16 protein-coding genes are annotated in these 17762 nt (G+C 60.0%); all 16 read left to right on the top strand.

All coding sequences use genetic code 11. The features are described from left to right. The first annotated feature begins 2 nt into the window (after nucleotides 1-2). The 16 genes from ACF07D_RS12070 (at nucleotide 3) to ACF07D_RS11995 (ending at nucleotide 17301) form a co-directional block, all read left to right on the top strand. Nucleotides 3-1367, top strand: a complete 1365-nt coding sequence (locus tag ACF07D_RS12070) for an aminotransferase class III-fold pyridoxal phosphate-dependent enzyme (RefSeq protein WP_255808897.1) — start codon at nucleotides 3-5, stop codon at nucleotides 1365-1367. Continuing rightward, entirely contained in the window at nucleotides 1364-2815 is a 1452-nt protein-coding gene (gene hydA, locus ACF07D_RS12065; protein WP_391505067.1) for a dihydropyrimidinase, read from the top strand. Before ACF07D_RS12070 ends, hydA begins: the two co-directional genes overlap by 4 nt. Before the next feature lie 57 nt (nucleotides 2816-2872). After that, nucleotides 2873-3877, top strand: a complete 1005-nt coding sequence (locus ACF07D_RS12060; RefSeq protein ID WP_255808900.1) for an LLM class flavin-dependent oxidoreductase — start codon at nucleotides 2873-2875, stop codon at nucleotides 3875-3877. A gap of 9 nt (nucleotides 3878-3886) precedes the next feature. Next, nucleotides 3887-4558, top strand: coding sequence for an NADPH-dependent F420 reductase (gene npdG / locus ACF07D_RS12055; RefSeq protein WP_255808902.1), 672 nt, complete (start codon nucleotides 3887-3889; stop codon nucleotides 4556-4558). Next, nucleotides 4558-5379 (top strand): carbon-nitrogen hydrolase family protein, encoded by an 822-nt coding sequence (locus tag ACF07D_RS12050; protein WP_255808903.1) that lies wholly within the window; start codon nucleotides 4558-4560, stop codon nucleotides 5377-5379. Before npdG ends, ACF07D_RS12050 begins: the two co-directional genes overlap by 1 nt. Nucleotides 5380-5487: 108 nt before the next feature. Then, on the top strand, nucleotides 5488-7116 hold the full coding sequence (locus ACF07D_RS12045; RefSeq protein WP_391505066.1) for an NCS1 family nucleobase:cation symporter-1: 1629 nt from the start codon (nucleotides 5488-5490) through the stop codon (nucleotides 7114-7116). Between the two features lie 42 nt (nucleotides 7117-7158). Next, a complete protein-coding gene (locus ACF07D_RS12040) occupies nucleotides 7159-8268 on the top strand; it encodes a zinc-binding dehydrogenase (protein WP_255808905.1) in 1110 nt (369 codons plus the stop codon). After that, a complete protein-coding gene (locus ACF07D_RS12035) occupies nucleotides 8261-9550 on the top strand; it encodes a Glu/Leu/Phe/Val dehydrogenase (protein WP_255808906.1) in 1290 nt (429 codons plus the stop codon). Before ACF07D_RS12040 ends, ACF07D_RS12035 begins: the two co-directional genes overlap by 8 nt. Before the next feature lie 58 nt (nucleotides 9551-9608). Then, nucleotides 9609-11057, top strand: coding sequence for an aldehyde dehydrogenase family protein (locus tag ACF07D_RS12030; RefSeq protein WP_391505065.1), 1449 nt, complete (start codon nucleotides 9609-9611; stop codon nucleotides 11055-11057). Between the two features lie 76 nt (nucleotides 11058-11133). Then, nucleotides 11134-11934, top strand: coding sequence for a coenzyme F420-0:L-glutamate ligase (gene cofE / locus ACF07D_RS12025; protein ID WP_255808908.1), 801 nt, complete (start codon nucleotides 11134-11136; stop codon nucleotides 11932-11934). A gap of 4 nt (nucleotides 11935-11938) precedes the next feature. Beyond that, nucleotides 11939-12571, top strand: a complete 633-nt coding sequence (locus ACF07D_RS12020) for an NTP transferase domain-containing protein (protein ID WP_391505064.1) — start codon at nucleotides 11939-11941, stop codon at nucleotides 12569-12571. Nucleotides 12572-12838: 267 nt separating this feature from the next. After that, nucleotides 12839-13639 (top strand): ABC transporter permease, encoded by an 801-nt coding sequence (locus ACF07D_RS12015; RefSeq protein WP_255808910.1) that lies wholly within the window; start codon nucleotides 12839-12841, stop codon nucleotides 13637-13639. Continuing rightward, nucleotides 13632-14420, top strand: a complete 789-nt coding sequence (locus ACF07D_RS12010; protein WP_391505063.1) for an ABC transporter ATP-binding protein — start codon at nucleotides 13632-13634, stop codon at nucleotides 14418-14420. The genes ACF07D_RS12015 and ACF07D_RS12010 overlap by 8 nt, the downstream gene beginning before the upstream one ends. After that, nucleotides 14420-15238: an ABC transporter permease gene (locus ACF07D_RS12005; RefSeq protein WP_255808912.1), complete on the top strand. Its 819-nt coding sequence runs from the start codon at nucleotides 14420-14422 to the stop codon at nucleotides 15236-15238. Before ACF07D_RS12010 ends, ACF07D_RS12005 begins: the two co-directional genes overlap by 1 nt. A 43-nt stretch (nucleotides 15239-15281) precedes the next feature. Beyond that, the gene (locus ACF07D_RS12000) at nucleotides 15282-16433 is read left to right on the top strand and encodes an ABC transporter substrate-binding protein (RefSeq protein ID WP_255808914.1); all 1152 of its coding nucleotides are present in this window, start codon (nucleotides 15282-15284) and stop codon (nucleotides 16431-16433) included. A 4-nt stretch (nucleotides 16434-16437) separates the two neighbouring features. Continuing rightward, a complete protein-coding gene (locus ACF07D_RS11995) occupies nucleotides 16438-17301 on the top strand; it encodes a nitrilase-related carbon-nitrogen hydrolase (RefSeq protein WP_255808916.1) in 864 nt (287 codons plus the stop codon). The last annotated feature ends 461 nt before the right edge of the window (nucleotides 17302-17762 follow it).

Genomic DNA, 17762 nt, shown 5'->3' with positions numbered 1-17762 from the left:
TTATGAACGCAGTCGCATGGTCAAAAGAAGAGCTCGTCGCGGCAGACAGTGAGTTCGTCATCCACTCGTGGTCGAAGCAGGGTGGTCTCAACGCCCGCCCCATCAAAGGCGCCGAGGGATCCTGGTTCTGGGATTACGATGGCAATCGTTTCCTGGACTTTCAGTCGCAGCTGGTGAACAGCAATCTTGGACACCAGAACCCCAAGCTTGTGCAGGCGATCAAAGATCAGGCTGACACGATGTGCTACATCGGGCCGGGATTTGCCGAGGAACAGCGAGCCCGTCTGGCGCAGAAACTCGCAGAGATTACGCCAGGTGACCTGAAGATGAGTTTCTTCACCACAGGTGGTGCCGCTGCGAACGAGAACGCCATCAGACTCGCGCGCCATGTCACGGGGCGCAACAAGATTGTTGCGCGATATCGCTCCTACCACGGGGCGACCGCGGGCGCGATCGCCTTGACCGGGGACCCGCGTCGTTGGCACGCTGAGCCCTCGATGCCGGGCGTGGTCCGAATGCTTGATCCTTACACTTACAGGTGCCCGGCGGGCCACCCCTCCCCGTGTCCTGTCTGCTCTGGTGGACCGCACCTGGAAGAGATTTTGCAGTTCGAGGACCCGTACTCGGTTGCCGCCGTCATTCTCGAACCAGTCACTGGGACTAACGGCCTCATCTACCCTGGTGAGAACTACCTGAGATCGATTCGTGAGGTGTGCAACAAGTACGGCATCATCCTCATTTTCGACGAAGTGATGGCTGGTTTCGGTCGCACGGGTGAGCTGTTCGCCTGTGACCACTGGGGCGTTACCCCAGACATTCTGATCACCGCAAAGGGGCTCAACTCAGGGTATGTCCCTCTCGGAGCGATGACAGTTTCGTCGAAGATCTCTGACTGGCTTCAGGACAATAAATTCTGGGGAGGGCTCACCTATGCGGGGCATCCTCTCGCGTGCGCCTCAGCTGTCGCGTCGCTCGAGATCATGGAAGAAGAAGGGGTTGTCGACAACGCGCGGCGCCAGGGCGAGCGACTTGGAGCCGGCCTCGCTGAACTTGCGAAACGCCACCCGTCTATTGGTGACATTCGTGGGCGTGGACTGTTCTATGGGCTCGAACTGGTTCGGAACCGTGACACCCGCGAGCCGCTCGTGCCGTTCAACGCGGTTGGGGAAGCCGCCAAGCCGATGCAGGAGATCAACAAGGCTGCAATGGCGAAGGGGCTGTACCTGGCATCGAACTTCAATGTGCTTCGGCTTACGCCGCCCCTCGTGATCAACGACGAGGAGATTAACTTGGCGCTCGAGATCCTCGACGAGGTGCTCGACATCGCCGATGTACACTACGACACTGCGGGAGGCCCCGCATCATGACGATGGAATCAGCGACAAACGCGGGGCACACTACACTCATCGCCGGTGGCACCGTGGTGAACGCGGAAGGCTTCGTCCGTGCTGATGTGCTGGTGCGCGGCGAACGGATCGTTGGCATCGGGGTTGAGCAAGCGTGGGATGCTGACGAGACGATCGACGCAACCGGGAAGTACATTTTGCCTGGTGGAATCGACGTTCACACTCACCTTGAGTATCCAATTGACGGCTTTACGACGCGAACGGCTGATGACTTCGCAACAGGCTCGGTTGCCGCTGCGTTCGGTGGCACTACTACCTTTATCGACTTCGTCAAGAAGCGCCCAGACGCTTCGCTGTTCGACACTTTTGTTGAGCGGCGCTCGATCGCAGAATCCAAGAGTGTTGTCGATTTTGGACTGCATGCGATCGTGCCGCCATTGGTTCAGCAGCCGGATGTCCACGACGATCTTGTTCGGCTCTTCACCGAGCAAGGCGTGTCGAGCTGGAAGTTCTTTATGGCGTACCCGGGTACGCAGATGGTTGAAGACGACGAACTTCTCGCTGGAATGGACCTCGCTCTCAAGCTCGGTGCGTTCCCGATGGTGCACGCTGAAAACGGGCACATGGTGAACCGGGCCGCTCAGCAGCTTCTGGATGAAGGGAAGACTGCCGAGATTTACCACGTCGATGCTCACGGCCATTCCCAGGAGGCTGAGGCGGTTCACCGGGCGATTGTGCTCGCTGCAGAAGTGGGCACGCCCCTGTACGTTGTTCACGTCTCGAGCGAGCAGGCTGCGGCCGAAATCGCAGCTGCGCGCAGTGAGGGCCTGCCCGTTTGGGGTGAAACTTGCCCGCAGTATCTCGTCACCGCGCTGGAAGATTATCAAGAGCTGGGGGAGCGGGCCGCTGGCTACATTTGCTCACCACCGATTCGTGAACGAGCAAATCAGGCCGCCCTCTGGAAATACCTTGGTGCAGACGGACTCTCGACGCTCGCGACGGACCATGCTGCGTTCTGTATGGAGCAGCCCGAAGACTTGCCTCCGCAGAAGCTTCGGTCTCCAGGGTATTTCCCGAAGACTCCGAATGGGGTGCCCGGACTCGAAGACCGCATGATGGTCGCCTGGGAAGCCGGCGTCGTGGGCGGAGCGCTCGACCTCTGCAGGTTTGTCGAGATCACGGCTGCTCGACCCGCCAAACTCTTTGGAATGTACCCCAACAAGGGAACGATCTCCGTCGGGGCAGACGCGGACATCGTGGTGTGGGACCCTGAGGCAGACCACACGATCACCGCTGCGGGTGGACATTCCCGAACCGACTACAACCTCTATGAGGGTATGCGCGTAAGCGGCCTTCCCGTAACGGTCATGAGCCGTGGGCGGACGCTGATCCTTGACCGTGAGCTGCAGGAGGTGGCCCGGACAACCCGTGGCCGCTACCTCTCTCGCGGCGCAGCCCAACTTTTCTAACCCACCGCTTACTGCCGCCAACGCAGGTTGGCAGAGCACCCCACGAAAGGCATCACAATGAAGTTTCCCATTGGAATCCATGTCGGCGACCGGATGACGCTCCCCGAGACATACGAGGTCGCGCAGTACACCGATGAGAAGGGTTTCGACTCGTTCTGGGTTGCAGAGGGCCGAATGGCTCGCGACGGCATTGTGCCCGCCGCGATTGTTGCTTCACAGACCAAGCAGATTCGCATCGGTACCGGCGTTGTCAACAATAAGAGTCGTAACGTCGCGCTCATGGGTGTGACATTCAAGACGCTCGACGAAGTCGCACCCGGTCGTGCGATTCTCGGCATTGGTGCGTGGTGGGAACCGCTCGCCACGAAGCTTGGCGCGCCCATCCGCAAACCTGTCGCCTCGATGCGCGAATACATTACGATCCTCAAGCAGCTCTTCAACAACGACACTGTGACGTTCAATGGTGAGTTCTACACGATCGACGGTGTTCGCTTCGACAGCATGTATCGCGAGAACACTGAGGTGCCGGTGCCGATCTATGTCGGTGCCGTCGGCCCGCGCATGCTTGAGCTTTCGGGTGAGATCGCAGACGGCGTACACATGGACTTCCTGTTGCCCCCCTCATACCTCGAAGGTGCGAAGCAAGCGATTGATGCCGGCCTCGCGAAGCGAACAGACGGTAAGTCAGAGATCGATCTGACACAGATCATCGCGTGCAGCGTGAACGATAAGGACCCGCAGGAAGCGATCGACCACTGCAAAGCCTTCTTGACCCTGTACCTGATGCAGCAGCCGCACATTGCCGCGCACTCGGGCGTCGAACCGGAGCTTGTCGAAGAGATTCAAAAGATCGCTGGTTGGCCTGCAACGAAGGAGGATATCCGACGTGCGATGCAGCTCGTCCCCAACGAGCTCGTGCAGAATGTCACTGCCTGCGGGTCGACGGACACGGTCGTGCAGAAGCTCGAAGAATACCGTGAGGCAGGGGTGCGAGTGCCTGTCCTCTCGACTCACGGAGACCACCGTACGACGCTCGTCAACATCACCGAAGCGCTGCAGTAGGGAACCGGCATGACCATCGCAATTGTTGGGGGCACTGGCCCCCAGGGAAGCGGGATCGGGCTGCGGCTCGCCCTTGCTGGTGAGACCGTGATCCTTGGATCACGCGACGGTGAGCGGGCAGCGACCGAAGCTGCCAAACTTACCTCCGAGCACGCGCCGCTGGGAGCAATCACCGGAGCGAACAACCGGGACGCAGTGGCCTCCGCCGACACCGTTATCCTCGCTGTGCCCTATAAGGGACACGAAGAACTCGTAGGCGGACTTGCTGACGTCATCGGGCACAAGCTCGTGGTGAGCTGCGTGAACCCGCTCTCATTCGACAAACAAGGTCCGGTTGGTACACAAATCCCCGATCTGAGCGCAGCCGAGGAAGCCGCGAGGCTGCTTCCCGAAGCAAATGTGACGGGTGCGTTTCACCACCTCTCGGCAGTCAACCTGCACAAGGTAGAGACTGACCTGAGCCACGAGGACGTGCTCGTTTGCGGCAACGACGAGTCGGGGAAGGCAGAGGTGATGCGCCTCGCATCGCTCGTGACTGGCGGTCGTGGCATCGATGTTGGAGCGCTTCGGCTAGCGCGGCACCTTGAGCCGTTCACTGCGGTGCTCATCTCGGTGAATAAGAAGTACCGCACCAATTCGAGCGTGGCGCTCACCGGCGTCCCTCAGACTGGAGAGAAGTAATGAAACTGGCAGCACTTCAACTGCGTGCGACAGATGACCGCGAGGCGACGCTTATGCGCGCCGGCGAGCTTATCGACGAGGCTGCCGTGCAAGGCGCGAAGGTCGTGCTCATGCCCGAGTTCTTCGCGATTCCCTTCGTGCAGCCTGAACCAGACCCCGCATACATCAAGTGGGCCGAGGATTTTGACGGACCCTCGAATGAGCTCGTGCGAGTGAAATCAGCGCAGCACGGCATCACGATCGTGTCGTCCTTCTTCGAAGGAACTGACCTGCCAGGTGTGTTCCACAACACTGCTGTGACGTTTGTGAACGGCGAGGCGCGTCATACCTACCGTAAGTCACATCTTCCGTTTTCGAATGGGTTCCCAGAGAAGTTTTATTTCAGGCCCGGTCAGGAAGCCCCTTCCGCTGTCGACACAGGTGAGGTGTCTGTTGGCACGATCATCTGCTACGAGAGGCACTTCCCCGAACTGTCTCGAGCCGTTGCGATGGCTGGTGGCGAGGTGCTCTGTGTGCCTGTTGCTTCCGCCTCTGCGCCGATGAAGGAGGTCTTCCAGCTCGAGCTCCGGGCGCACGCCGCCTTCAACCAGTTCTTTGTGATCTGCTCGAACCGGGTCGGTCTCGAAGGCACGAAGGATTACTTTGGCCTGAGCGCGGTTTACGGGCCTGACGGCACGGTGCTCGCGCAGGTCGCTGACGGTGAGGAAGGGGTCGCCGTCGCGGAAGTCGATCTCGATGAGATGCGTGCTTCGCGCATGCGACGTCCGTTCTTCCGCGACCGCCGGCCAGAACTCTACTCGGCCCTGACTGAGCAGTACTAGCCGAGCTGGGCGACGCGCGTTTTCATGCGCGCGTCGTCCGACTCGGGGTAGCGGCGTCACCGAAGACGGCCGACCCACACACAACAGACTTTCATCTCAGAGGTTTTCATGACAATCAACGAAGATTCAACCGGGCGCATTGAGCTCGTATCGACCCAAAACATTGAGACGAGTCGTCTCTACAACGATGACCTTGCGCCCGTCCCGTTGGCAGGCCGCACTTGGCACACCTACAACTATGCTGCGCTGTGGATGAGTATCGCCCACGGCATCCCGACCTATTACCTTGCATCCGGGCTCATTGACATGGGTATGAGTTGGGTGCAGGCCGTTGGCATTATCGGGCTTGGCAACCTGATCGTGATGATCCCCCTACTTCTTAACAGCCATGCTGGTGCGAAGTACGGGATTCCGTTTCCCATCATCGCGCGGGCGGCATTTGGAATTCGCGGAGCCAACGTCCCTGCGATCATTCGGGCTCTGTCTGCCTGCGGATGGTTCGGGATCCAGACCTGGGTCGGTGGACAAGCCATCTTTACCTTGAGCTCGGTATTCTTTGGCAGTTGGTGGTCAGAGGCCACGCCGATCGGAGGCCACCCCTGGACGATGTGGGTGTCGTTTGGCATCTTTTGGCTCATTCAGATGGGCCTCGTTCTTCGAGGTATTGAGTCGATTCGAACACTTGAGAACTGGGCCGCGCCGCTCATCCTTGTCGTCGCGTTCATCCTGATGATCTGGGTGATGAACCTCGCGGGAGATCTCGGAACCGTGCTGACCCCGCACTCCACACTCGGCTGGGGGCCGGAGTTCTGGACGATTTTCCCCGGCGCGCTTATGGGCATGATCGCCTTCTACGCCACGATGTCAGTGAATATCTCGGATTTCACTCGTTTTGCGCGCTCGCAGAAGGCACATATTGTTGGCCAGTCTGTTGGACTCACTCCCACTGTCGTCGTCTTCACAACCATTGGCGCCCTGACCACGGCTGCGACGGTTGAGGTTTGGGGTCGTCCAATTTGGGACCCTGTTGAGCTCGTCGGGATGATTCCGAACGCGGTCGTCGTCTTCTTTAGCCTGCTGTGTGTCATCGTTGCTACGGTCGCCGTCAACGTGGCTGCGAACACGGTCGGCCCGGCGTACGATTTCTCGAATGCATTCCCGCGCTTCGTCAGTTTCAAGATGGGCGGTCTCATCACTGGTGTGATCGCGATTCTCATGCAGCCCTGGAACCTTATGGCGAGCTCCAACCTCTACATTTTTGTGTGGCTTGGCATTACGGGTGCCTTCCTCGGGTCTGTCGGCGGGATTCTTGTAACTGAGTATTGGATTAACCGTAAGCGCTACCTCAACGTGGAAGAGCTCTACCAGTACGGGGGGCGGTACACCTACACCCGCGGCTTCAACTGGCGCGCCCTCACCGCTATGGCCGTTGCGCTCGTGTTGTCGGTAGGTGGAGCGTACTCCGATCCTGCGACCGGTGGACCTTTCCCGGAACACGGACTAATTCCCGTGCTCAAGCCACTCTTCGACCTCAACTGGGCGGTCGCTTTCCTCACCGGGTTACTCGTGCACCTGCTGCTCTCAAAGGCGTTCCCACCCGCTTCGTTCGCGCTCGATGAGGCTGATCGAGCGACGGGACAGCCTGGTACGGGAGCAATCCAGGTGCCCGGGATGCAGGAGCCGGCGGCCAGATACAGTGCCCCCAGCAGCCCCAAATCTGCAGACACCGAAGTCTGACACAGGCCCCCGATTTACGAAATCACACAAAGGACAGCAGCAATGAAAACACCAGCAGCGGCCGTGCTCAACGCAGGCGAGGAGTGGACGGTTACCGAGATCGATCTCGCAGAACCGCAGGCGGGGGAGGTGCTCGTCGAGTTTACTCATGCGGGCCTGTGCTTTTCAGACGAGCATCTCAGGCACGGCGGGCTCGGTGAGCTCCCTGCAGTCGGCGGACACGAGGGGGCTGGAATCGTGCGTGCACTCGGCCCGGGCGTCACGAGTCTGGCTGTCGGAGATCATGTTGCAGCCGCGTTTGTGCCCACATGTGGTCAATGCGACTGGTGCGTCACCGGCCACTCGAACCTCTGCACACAATCCGCAAATGCTCCCGGCGCGGCAGACCGGAGTCTGTACCGCTTCTCAACGGGAGGTGAAGCGATTGCGGCCAATTGTGGGCTCGGCACGTTTGCACAGTTCTCTGTCGTCTCAGAACGCTCACTTATTGCAGTCGATCCTTCGATCCCGCTATCCGTTGTCGCGGTCGCGAGTTGCGGGGTGCTGACCGGATGGGGCGCCGCAGTGCATGCCGCAGAGGTCTCTGTTGGCGACGTCGTAATCGTGCTCGGTGGCGGTGGGGTTGGGGTGAACGCCGTGCAGGGAGCCCGTCTGTCTGGTGCGCGAGAAGTCATCATGGTGGATACGAACCCGGCGAAGCTCGAAACTGCCACGCTTTTTGGTGCGAGTCGGACCTTCCAGTCGATGGATGACGCAGCGGAGTACGCTCGCGAGATCAACGGCGTCGTTGGAGGCGCGGACGCCGTGATTGTTTGCACTGGAAACACGGTCGAACCGATCGTGACGGCCGCCTACGGTGCTCTCGGAACCCGCGGGCGACTCGTGCTCGCAGGTATGTCGCAGGACGTTATGGAGAAGAATGTGCAACTGCCAGGAACACAGATCATCTTCAGAGAGCAGACGATCCGCGGAACGATCTATGGCTCGTGCAACCCGCGGCGAGATGTACCGTTGCTGCTTGACCTCTACAAGCGGGGGCTTTTGAAACTCGATGAGCTTGTCTCGCGGGAGTACTCGCTGTCGGATATCAATGAGGGTTTCGAGGATCTTCGAAAGGGTCGGAACCTGAGAGGAGTAGTCGCACATGGTTAGTGCAACGTTGTCGGCCGCCGCTGTGGACGAGGCTCGTACGGGCCCCCACGAAGCGGCGCTCCGCACACTGCGACAGGCTACTGAACACCTCGGACTGAGTGATGTGGTGCGGCAAGCGTATGCTCATTGCAAACGAGAGGTCGCCGTGTCGTTCCCGGTGCGTATGGACGACGGCAGCAGCCGTATCGTTACGGGCTACCGAGTGCATCACAATACCGCGCTTGGCCCGGCAAAGGGCGGTATTAGGTTCTCCCAGAACGTCGACATTGATGAGGTCCGGGCGCTCTCCATGTGGATGACCTGGAAGTGCGCGTTGCTCGGAATTCCATACGGCGGAGCAAAGGGCGGGCTTGCGATCAACCCCCGCGATTTCAGCAAAGCAGAGCTGGAGCGTGTGACACGTCGTTATACACGCGAGCTTGCGGATGTCTTTGGGCCGGACAAAGACATCCCCGCGCCCGACATCGGCACAGATCAACAGGTCATGGCTTGGATCCTTGACGAGTATTCGGTGGTCGCAGGACATCTTGCTCACGGTGTTGTTACCGGGAAGCCGCTCGAGCTTGGCGGGTCGCTAGGCCGAGCACTCGCCACCTCGCGTGGCGTGACTGAGATCGCCTTGGCTGCGGTCCGCGAAGAGATCGGCGAACCGACTGGGGCGACCGCGATCGTGCAGGGGTTTGGCAAGGTCGGAGAGGGAGTTGCGCAGCTCCTCCACGAGGCAGGAGTGCGGGTCGTTGCGGTGAGCGATGAGTTCGGAGCGCTGAGCAATGTGGACGGCCTCGACATTCCCGCACTGCAGCTTCACGTTGTAGAACATGGTCGCCTCGAGGGCTTCGCTGGTGCGATAGCCCGAGAGCGGGACTCGGTCTTGTTTGATGAGGCAGACCTGCTCGTTCCCGCTGCGGTCGAGGGCGTGTTACACGAGGGCAACGCTCACCTTGTTCGGGCGCGCATAGTTGTGGAAGGCGCGAATGGGCCAACCACGCCAGAGGGAGACCGACTCCTCGGCGAACGAGGGATTATCGTTGTCCCCGATATCCTCGCCAATGCAGGCGGTGTTGTGGTGTCGTACTTCGAATGGGCACAAGCCAACCAGGGATACCGTTGGAGTGAGCAGGTTGTCGAGGAACGTCTTCAGCAGCGAATGCTTTCTGCCTGGAATCGGGTGAAAGCATTCGCCGACAACGAAGATCTAGATCTTCGCGCGGCTGCGACAGTGCTTGCTGTCTCTGAAGTGCACCGAGCCCAACAGCTGCGCGAAGAACTTGTCGCCGGCTAGCAACTGACAGATTTGGGTGGCAACAGAGACCGTTCGCCACCAGAACACGGAGAAAACAATGGAACGGAATGAACTCTATGTTGGAGGGTCGTGGGTCACGCCAAGCACTTCCAGCCGCGGGGAGAACGTCGACTCGAACACAGAGGAACACCTAGGGAGCTACGCTCTGGCGGGCCCAGAAGAGGTCGATCGTGCGGTGGCAGCAGCGCGCGCTACGCTCAACGACCGCAATGGCTGGGCGGGGTACTCGCCCCAGCAGCGAGCCGCCGTAATGCGTCGGTTCGCCGACGCGATTGAACGACAACGGGACGCGATTGGCGGTCTCATCTCCCGAGAGGTCGGAACTCCATTCGAGCGTTCGCGGTTCAGCAATGCCGACACTGCTTCGTCGCTTCTGCGGTTCTACGCCGACATCATCGGGTCAACTGAGCTGGAGGATTTGCGGCCTGCCGGCCGGGGGCATTCGCTTGTGCGCCGCGAGGCCATCGGTGTCGTCGGGATGATCGCGCCCTGGAATTTTCCGCTCAGCACGTTGTTCTTCAAGCTTGCTCCTGCGCTCGCCGCTGGATGCACCGCCGTGATCAAGCCAGCATCGCTCACCGCGCTGAACTCGTTTCTGATTGCTGATGCGGCGGCCGAAGCGGGTATTCCCGCTGGCGTGATCAACATCCTGCCGTGTGACCGTGCGACGGGTGACCACCTCATCGGACATCCCGGGATCGACAAGATCGCGTTCACTGGCTCGACGCCTGTCGGTCGCAAGATTGGGCGTATGTGTGGCGAGAACCTGAAGCCAGTCACGCTCGAACTTGGTGGAAAATCGGCAGCGCTGCTGCTCGAGGACGCTTCCATCGACACGCTCATTTCCGAGTTGCACGACTTGAGCTTCTCGAACAACGGACAGGCCTGCACGAATAACTCACGCCTTATCGTGCCCGATGTGCTGTACGACGATGTCGTCGATGCCGTTGCGGCCGAGGTAGACCGATGGAAGGTAGGGAACTCGTTTGACCCGGAGACAGTCATTGGGCCGGTCGTGAGCGCAGGGCATCGCGAATCCATTGAACGCTACTACCGGATCGCGCGCGAGGAAGGTGGACGGGCTGTTGCGGGCGGGAACGCCGTGACCGGCAGGGGGTTCTTCGTCGAGCCGACCGTGTTCGCAGATGTAACACCCGACATGACGATCTTCCGCGAAGAGGTGTTCGGCCCGGCTGTATCGATCACGCGCTACAGCGGGGACCTCGAGGAGGGAATCGATCTCGCCAACGACTCGGAGTACGGGCTGTCGGGCGCCGTCTACACCGCCGACGAGACCCTAGGCATCGAAACCGCGCGGCGCATTGAGACTGGGACCGTTGCGTACAACATGTCGAACTTCGACATTGGTGCACCGTTCGGGGGTAGGAAGAACTCAGGGGTGGGCTTCGAGCTCGGTGCGGAAGCAATCATCCCGTACCTGCACTACAAGACGATCTTCACGCCGCAGGTTCCCGCGGGGTTCTGATCGTCCGCGCGGGGAGCCGGAACCCCCGGGCTCCCCTCGATCACCACAACTCACGTATCGCAAAGGAGCGAGGCGCATGCAACGAACACCTGGGTTAGAGATTATTCCGCTCATTGGCCTGCCCGAATTCACGCCGGACCACTCACTCGCGACGGAGATTGTTCGTTCGCTCGTTGGAATTGCGGTCGATGACGGTGACGTGCTTGCTGTCACAAGCAAGGTTGTCTCAAAGGTTGAGGACTGTTTCATCCCTGCCTCGGAACGCGCCAAACTCATCGAACGAGATACGGTCCGCGTTGTCGCGCGTATGCGCGGTCCCAACGCGTCTGCAATCGTCGAGAACCGCCTCGGGGTGGTCGCCGCAGCCGCGGGCGTGGACGCAAGTAACGTTGCTGGAGACTGGGTGCTCGCGCTCCCCGAGGATCCTGATGCGTCTGCTCGAAGGCTCGCGAACGAACTAAGAGATGCACTCGGCATTGATCTTGGGATCGTGATCACGGACACTGTCGGTCGGCCGTGGCGCTACGGGCAAACTGACATTGCGATCGGAAGTGCGAATGTTGCCCTCTACGCAGACGAGCGGGGAGGCGTGGACACCGCAGGGAAACCGCTTACGGTCACACAACGCTGCGTCGCTGATGAGATCGCAGCTGCTTCAGACCTCGTGAAAGGAAAGACAGCCGGAATCCCCGTAGCCCTCGTGCGGGGGTTGGGCGAGTATGTTGTTCCTGGGACTGATCAGCGCGCCCGGCATATCAACCGAGACCTCGAGTTGGATCTTTTCTCCCTCGGAACGCAAGAGGCTTTCGAAGAAGGGTACCGGTCCGCACTCGCCGCAGTTGCGGCGGGCAAGGTGCTGGACCCTCGGGCGGAGTAGGCCGATGGACGCTGCGACTGGGTGGACCGCTATCGTTCCTGTTCGCGGGTTTGGCACTGCGAAATCACGGTTGCGACCCGACCTGCCCGCTTCAACTGTGTCGGATATTGCGCGGCGTCTTGCCCAGGGATGCGTGAGAACCTTGAAACGTACGGCGCAAGTCGACGAGGTTATCGTCGTGTCTGACGTTGCAGTTCAGGAGCACTTTCCAGATGCTCAAGTGATCTTCCTTGTGCAGCAGGTTGGGGGCGGGCTCAACGGGGCCGTCCGCGAGGGGCTCGCGCTAGCTGCCAGGCGCAGTCCCCGTGCCCCACGTCTGGTGATCCATGCTGACCTTCCCGGGATCAACCCTCAGGCCGTGGACTCGCTCCTTGCCGACCTGCCAACCGGGGGCAAAGACGTTTACATTCCGGATCGTGCTGGCACAGGAACGACTGCTCTTGCTTTGCGCGCAGGCAGCCGACGCCCGGTTGGGTTTGGGGTGGGCTCTGCCGCGCGCCACTTGGCCCTCGGGTACGCACCGGTCAGGCTGCCGGCTGACAGCGTGCTGCGCAATGACCTCGACACGCTCGAGAGCTTGCGGGCACTTCGGTGGGGGTCAACCATCGACCTTTTCTCCGAGAATCCCGCGGCCTGAGCGCAAGAATCGAACCCCGTTCGGCGCACAAAGCTGTGTGATCGAAATGTGATGAGATTCGTAGCTGCGGATTCCGGAGCCGTCGGCTACCATAAATAGAACCAATGGTTCACTTTTGAAAGGGATGCAATGGCGCAGACCACATTGGCTCGGCCTTTAGCCAGTCAAAATAAGGAATTTAGGGATAAGCCGCGAGGGCCTTCCCGTCAAGGTATTCAAGCGGTCTATCGATTCATAATCACCGTTCTCGTTGCGATCCTGTCAGTTGTGCTGCTATGGGAAGGGTATAAGGCTCTTGGAACGCTCACCGGAGACAAGGTTCCGTTCACGCAGATTCCGCTGCCAATCTCAAGCTCTGACTACGCCATGCCCCATGTCGGAGTCATTCTTGGGGCGCTGGCTGAGCCCACAAGCGGAGGGGGCGGACAGACGCTCTTTGGGTATCTACTTACCCAGCTCTCTGTCACTCTCCGCGAGGCCGGAATTGGGCTCGTCATAGGCGCGTTTATCGGCTGTGTCCTGGCAGTTGCTCTTCGCGAGGTCGTTGTTCTGAGCCGCGGGCTGCTTCCGTGGCTCGTAATGTCACAAACCATCCCGCTTGTCGCATTGGCACCGATCATTGTTGTCTGGGCGGGTGCTGCTGGGCTCCCGAGCTGGGTCGCCGTCACCATCATTGCCGCGTACCTCTCGTTCTTTCCCGTTGTGATCAATATGCTTACTGGGCTGAACAGCCCTGACCCTGTGCAAGTGGAATTGATGCAGAGCGTCTCGGCCTCGCGCTGGCAGATCTTGTGGTGGCTGCGTTTCCCCTCCGCAGTGCCAAGCCTGTTCACTGGTTTGCGGCTGGCTGCGACTGCGTCGGTGATTGGTGCAATCGTTGGTGAGCTGTCCGCGGGAACGGGACTGGGGATTGGCCGGGCCATCCTTACAGCCGCGTATTACTACAGCAACTCTCCGGAGACACTTTTCGCCGCGGTACTCGTGGCCTCTCTCGGCGGGGTTGTCTTCGTGCAAATCATTACTCTCGTAGAACTCTTCGTACTGAGAAAGAGGAACGTCAATGGCTAACGCAATTTCCATCACAAACGCCAGTAAGACCTTTCACGTGTCTGGCCAGGCAATCCCGGCGCTCGCAGATATCAACCTTGATATCGAAGAGGGGGCCTTTGTCTCGCTACTCGGCCCTTCTGGATGCGGTAAGAGCACCCTGTTGAGGCTCATTGGTGACCTGCTTGACCCTGACGAGGGAGCGGTTGAAATCTTTGGCAAGAGTGCAAAGACGAGCCGTCGTGACCGTGACTACGGCATGGTCTTTCAGCAGCCGGGACTCATGGACTGGCGCACCATCCAACAAAACGTAGAGCTCCCGCTGCAGGTTGCAGGCGTGAATGCGCAAAAGCGCGCGTCAAAGGCTCGTGAGCTGCTTGAGCTCGTGCGGTTGGACGGATTCGAAAACCACAGGCCACGTCAGCTCTCGGGCGGAATGCAGCAGCGAGCCGCAATCGCCCGTGCTCTTTCCTTCGAGCCCAAGATCTTGTTGATGGACGAGCCGCTGGGGGCCCTCGACGAGATGAACCGTGAGTATCTGCAGAGAGAATTGTTGCGAATCTGGCGTGAGACTGGCACGACGATCGTGTTCGTTACGCACAGCGTTTCTGAGGCCACGTTCCTCTCCACCGAGGTAGTCGTGATGTCCCCACGCCCAGGGCGTATCGCAACGCGCATCCCCATTGACCTGCCGTACCCGCGGGTCGATGACACTCGTTCGAGCGAGGCGTTTCATGACGCCGAGACTCATGTTCGCGAGGCGCTGCATTCCGTACTCGAACCGACTGTGGCGGGTGTCTGATGACCGCAACACAGGCAATCGGGATCGGACGACAGCCGACGGTCCGGCTCGGGCAACTCCCCAAGCTCAAAGCCGCCGTACCCGCTCTCGTTGTTGGCCTTATCGTACTGGTGGGGTGGGAGTTGATCGTGCGAGGCGCAAACGTGCCAACGTACATTCTGCCGGCACCATCAGGGATCGTTGCCCGGTTCTTCTCTGACTTCGGTGCGCTCGTGTCAGCAGCTCGTGTTACCACCGTGGGCGTCTTTGGTGGGATCCTGCTTGGGGCGAGCCTGGCGATTGTCGCTTCCCTCGTTGTGAGCCTGTTCGAACGATTCGCGAAGACGGCGCTTGTTCTCGTTGCGATACTCAGCTGCGCTCCCGTGGTTGCTCTCGCACCGATCTTTAACGCGTGGTTTGGGAGTACGAACATTTTCTCCAAGATTGCCGTTGCGGCGATCATGGTGTTCTTCCCAGTGATGGTGAACACAACAAGAGGGCTGTTGGCGGTGAATCCGTTGCACCGGGAGCTCCTTGACTCTCTTGGCGCCTCGCGTCGCCAACTTCTGCTCTACGTTCGGATCCCTGGTGCGCTCCCGTCGCTCATCGACGGGCTCAAAGTCGGCGCGACGCTCTCGGTGATCGGCATCATTGTTGCCGAGTACTTTGGCGGCACAGCGAACGCTCTCGGTGTGATGATTGCGAACTCCGCAGCGCTCTCACAGTTCACTCTCACTTGGGCCGCTGTATTCGCAGCGAGCATTCTTGGCCTTGTCGCCTACGGAGTCGTTCTGCTCGTGGGCCGTGTGCTCGTGCCATGGCAGCAGACAGTTTTGTAAATACCTATACCGAAGTTCTGTACCTCAATTAAAGGAGACATCAATGAAGATGCAACACCTCTCTAGCCGGGCTCTGCTCGCGCTTGGGGCAACGTCAGCCCTCGTCGTCGGGCTCGCTGGCTGCTCGGGTATGTCGGACCCGGGAAGCTCGAGTCAGCCCGCAAATGAGAATTGCGAAAAGGTCGACGACGTCACCGTTGTGCTGCAGTGGGTCGCGCAGGCGCAGTTCGCCGGGTACTTTGCCGCTGCCGAGGAGGGATTTTATGCGGATCAATGCCTGAACGTCACGATTCAGGAGGGAGGCACGAATGTCGTGCCCCAACAGGTTCTCGCGTCAGGCAACGCGCAGTTTGCGGTGAGTCACGTGGTGAAGAGCATGGCCTCTCGGGAAGAGGGCGCGGACATTGTGAACATTTCGCAGATCTTCCAGCACGGAGCGTATCTCGAAGTGGCGTGGGCCGACTCCGGGATCGAAAAGCTCCAGGACTTTGTGGGGAAGAAGGTCGGTTCCTGGGGCGGCGGCAACGACCTGACCTTGAGATCGGCCCTCGAAGGCGAGGGTGTCGACTTCGAGAAGGACTTTGATGTCGTCCAGCAGCCGTTCGACATGTCGCTGCTGTTGAACCGCGAAGCTGACGTCGTTCAGGCGAAGACGTACAACGAGTATGCACAGCTGCTCGCCACGAAGAACCCCGACACGGGCGAGCTCTACCAGCCCGAGGACTTCTCTGTCATTAACCTCCAGGAGCTCGGCTACCAGACACTGGAGGACGGGATCTACGCGGGAGGAAAGTGGCTCAACGAAGGCGACAACGCTGACATCGCAGCCCGATTCCTCGCCGCAACTTATCAGGGGTGGGCTTCGTGCCGCGACGATGCCAAGCAGTGCGTTGGCTACGTTCTCGAACGGGGCAGCGCGCTCGGAGAGAGCCACCAGATGTGGATGATGAATGAGATCAATAAGCTCATCTGGGATGGGGCAACGGCAGAGATCGGAACGCTCAAGCAGGCTGATTGGGACCAGACGATCGACATAGCTTTGGCTGGCGGAGTGATCTCGGAGAAGCCTGATGCGGACGCCTTCCGGACCGATGTTCACACAGCAGCACTTGGATTGCTCGAGGAAAGTGACGTCGATTTGATCGGGGCTGACTTCGAACCGATGACGGTTACTCTCACCGAGGGCGGGAAGTAAACCGATGGTTGACCCGGACGAACGCTCGAGCACTAGCATCGTCGTAGCGTGCGCGCAGACGGACCCAATTCTGGGCGACATCGAAGCAAACACTGACATGACGGTGGAAGCTATCCGGGGCGCGGTAGCGCTCGGAGCGGACGTTATTGTCCTTCCAGAGTGTGCGAGTGGGGGCTGGGCGTTCGCCGACCGGGCAGAGTCTGCGGCTGCTGCGCAACCGCTCACCGGCTCGACAATTCGCGCCTGGGAACAGTTGGCCAAGGAGCACAACGTCTGGGTCAGCGGCGGCTTCGGCGAGAAGGCAGACGGGGGCGCGCTGTACAACAGCGCGGTGCTCGTTGGTCCGAACGGGGTCGAATCGCTCTACCGCAAGGTCCATCTTTGGAACTCGGAGAACCTGGCGTTTGATCCAGGCAACCTTGGGTACCCCGTTACCGAAACCCCGTTTGGACGGGTGGGGATGTTGATCTGCTACGACGCGTGGGTACCTGAGAGCTTTCGATCGCTGGCCGTGGAGGGTGCCGACCTGGTTCTCGCTCCGAGTGACTGGGTACCCAACCCACACCAACCCGCCGACATGCCGCCCCTTGCGCACCTCATGGTCACCGCAGGAGCGCACAGCAATCAAATGTATGTCGCAGCTGCAAGTAGGTACGGCATCGAGCGCGGACAGCAGTTCATCGGAAGCAGCATGATCGCCGATCACACCGGATGGCCGTTGGCACGGGCCGGAGGGGGCAAAGAGATCATCGTCGCGCAGATTGACCCCATAGGCTCTCGTAGCGCACGTCGAAACGACCCCTTCAACAGGCCGCTATGGGACCGGCGTGTAAGCCAGTACGAGATGGGTGAGGTCAGAGCACGCTGACACGAATACGGCGGCCTGGGGCAGGTTCCGCGAACGCGGGATCAACCCCAGGCCGCCTTCGTTGTTCCCATTTCCTGGCCGGCCTGGCGCGTGCTCGCGTAGTGGTCGAGCGCACCGTCGCGCATCGCCGCCCGAAGCACCTCGATCTCTGTCTAGTTGGGCAGCACGATCGACTGATCGTCACCATGGATGAGAGACATAGTCTTCGCGGACGGACCCAGGCGAGCTCTTCGGGGCCTTGTGAATCAAGTTGCTGCGGCGGGTAGCTGGATCTTGTCGTGCGGGGGCTGCGGGGCACGCTCTCCCTAGCCGCCGCGAAAGAGTAGTGTTCCTGCCAAACGGCCTGTTTTCAGCGGTAGGTTTCGGGGCGGTTTCAGGGTGTTAGTGCAACACCAGCCAATAGCTCGTTCAGTTTCTCACGAGGCGTCGCCCACCCCAACGTTTCCCGTGGACGATCATTC

This window comes from Leucobacter sp. NPDC015123 (assembly GCF_043080205.1).
Lineage (GTDB): Bacteria > Actinomycetota > Actinomycetes > Actinomycetales > Microbacteriaceae > Leucobacter > Leucobacter aridicollis_A.
Note: the sequence above shows the minus strand (reverse complement) of the source record. Positions and strands in the feature narration are given on the sequence as shown.

Bases quoted from the DNA above. Each gene is read 5' to 3' on its own strand.
- ACF07D_RS12035 (WP_255808906.1), top strand. From the start codon at position 8,261: ATGGTTAGTGCAACGTTGTCGGCCGCCGCTGTGGACGAGGCTCGTACG.
- hydA (WP_391505067.1), top strand. From the start codon at position 1,364: ATGACGATGGAATCAGCGACAAACGCGGGGCACACTACACTCATCGCC.
- ACF07D_RS12045 (WP_391505066.1), top strand. From the start codon at position 5,488: ATGACAATCAACGAAGATTCAACCGGGCGCATTGAGCTCGTATCGACC.
- ACF07D_RS12050 (WP_255808903.1), top strand. From the start codon at position 4,558: ATGAAACTGGCAGCACTTCAACTGCGTGCGACAGATGACCGCGAGGCG.
- cofE (WP_255808908.1), top strand. From the start codon at position 11,134: ATGCAACGAACACCTGGGTTAGAGATTATTCCGCTCATTGGCCTGCCC.
- npdG (WP_255808902.1), top strand. From the start codon at position 3,887: ATGACCATCGCAATTGTTGGGGGCACTGGCCCCCAGGGAAGCGGGATC.
- ACF07D_RS12010 (WP_391505063.1), top strand. From the start codon at position 13,632: ATGGCTAACGCAATTTCCATCACAAACGCCAGTAAGACCTTTCACGTG.
- ACF07D_RS12040 (WP_255808905.1), top strand. From the start codon at position 7,159: ATGAAAACACCAGCAGCGGCCGTGCTCAACGCAGGCGAGGAGTGGACG.
- ACF07D_RS12020 (WP_391505064.1), top strand. From the start codon at position 11,939: ATGGACGCTGCGACTGGGTGGACCGCTATCGTTCCTGTTCGCGGGTTT.
- ACF07D_RS12060 (WP_255808900.1), top strand. From the start codon at position 2,873: ATGAAGTTTCCCATTGGAATCCATGTCGGCGACCGGATGACGCTCCCC.
- ACF07D_RS12000 (WP_255808914.1), top strand. From the start codon at position 15,282: ATGAAGATGCAACACCTCTCTAGCCGGGCTCTGCTCGCGCTTGGGGCA.
- ACF07D_RS12030 (WP_391505065.1), top strand. From the start codon at position 9,609: ATGGAACGGAATGAACTCTATGTTGGAGGGTCGTGGGTCACGCCAAGC.
- ACF07D_RS11995 (WP_255808916.1), top strand. From the start codon at position 16,438: ATGGTTGACCCGGACGAACGCTCGAGCACTAGCATCGTCGTAGCGTGC.
- ACF07D_RS12070 (WP_255808897.1), top strand. From the start codon at position 3: ATGAACGCAGTCGCATGGTCAAAAGAAGAGCTCGTCGCGGCAGACAGT.
- ACF07D_RS12005 (WP_255808912.1), top strand. From the start codon at position 14,420: ATGACCGCAACACAGGCAATCGGGATCGGACGACAGCCGACGGTCCGG.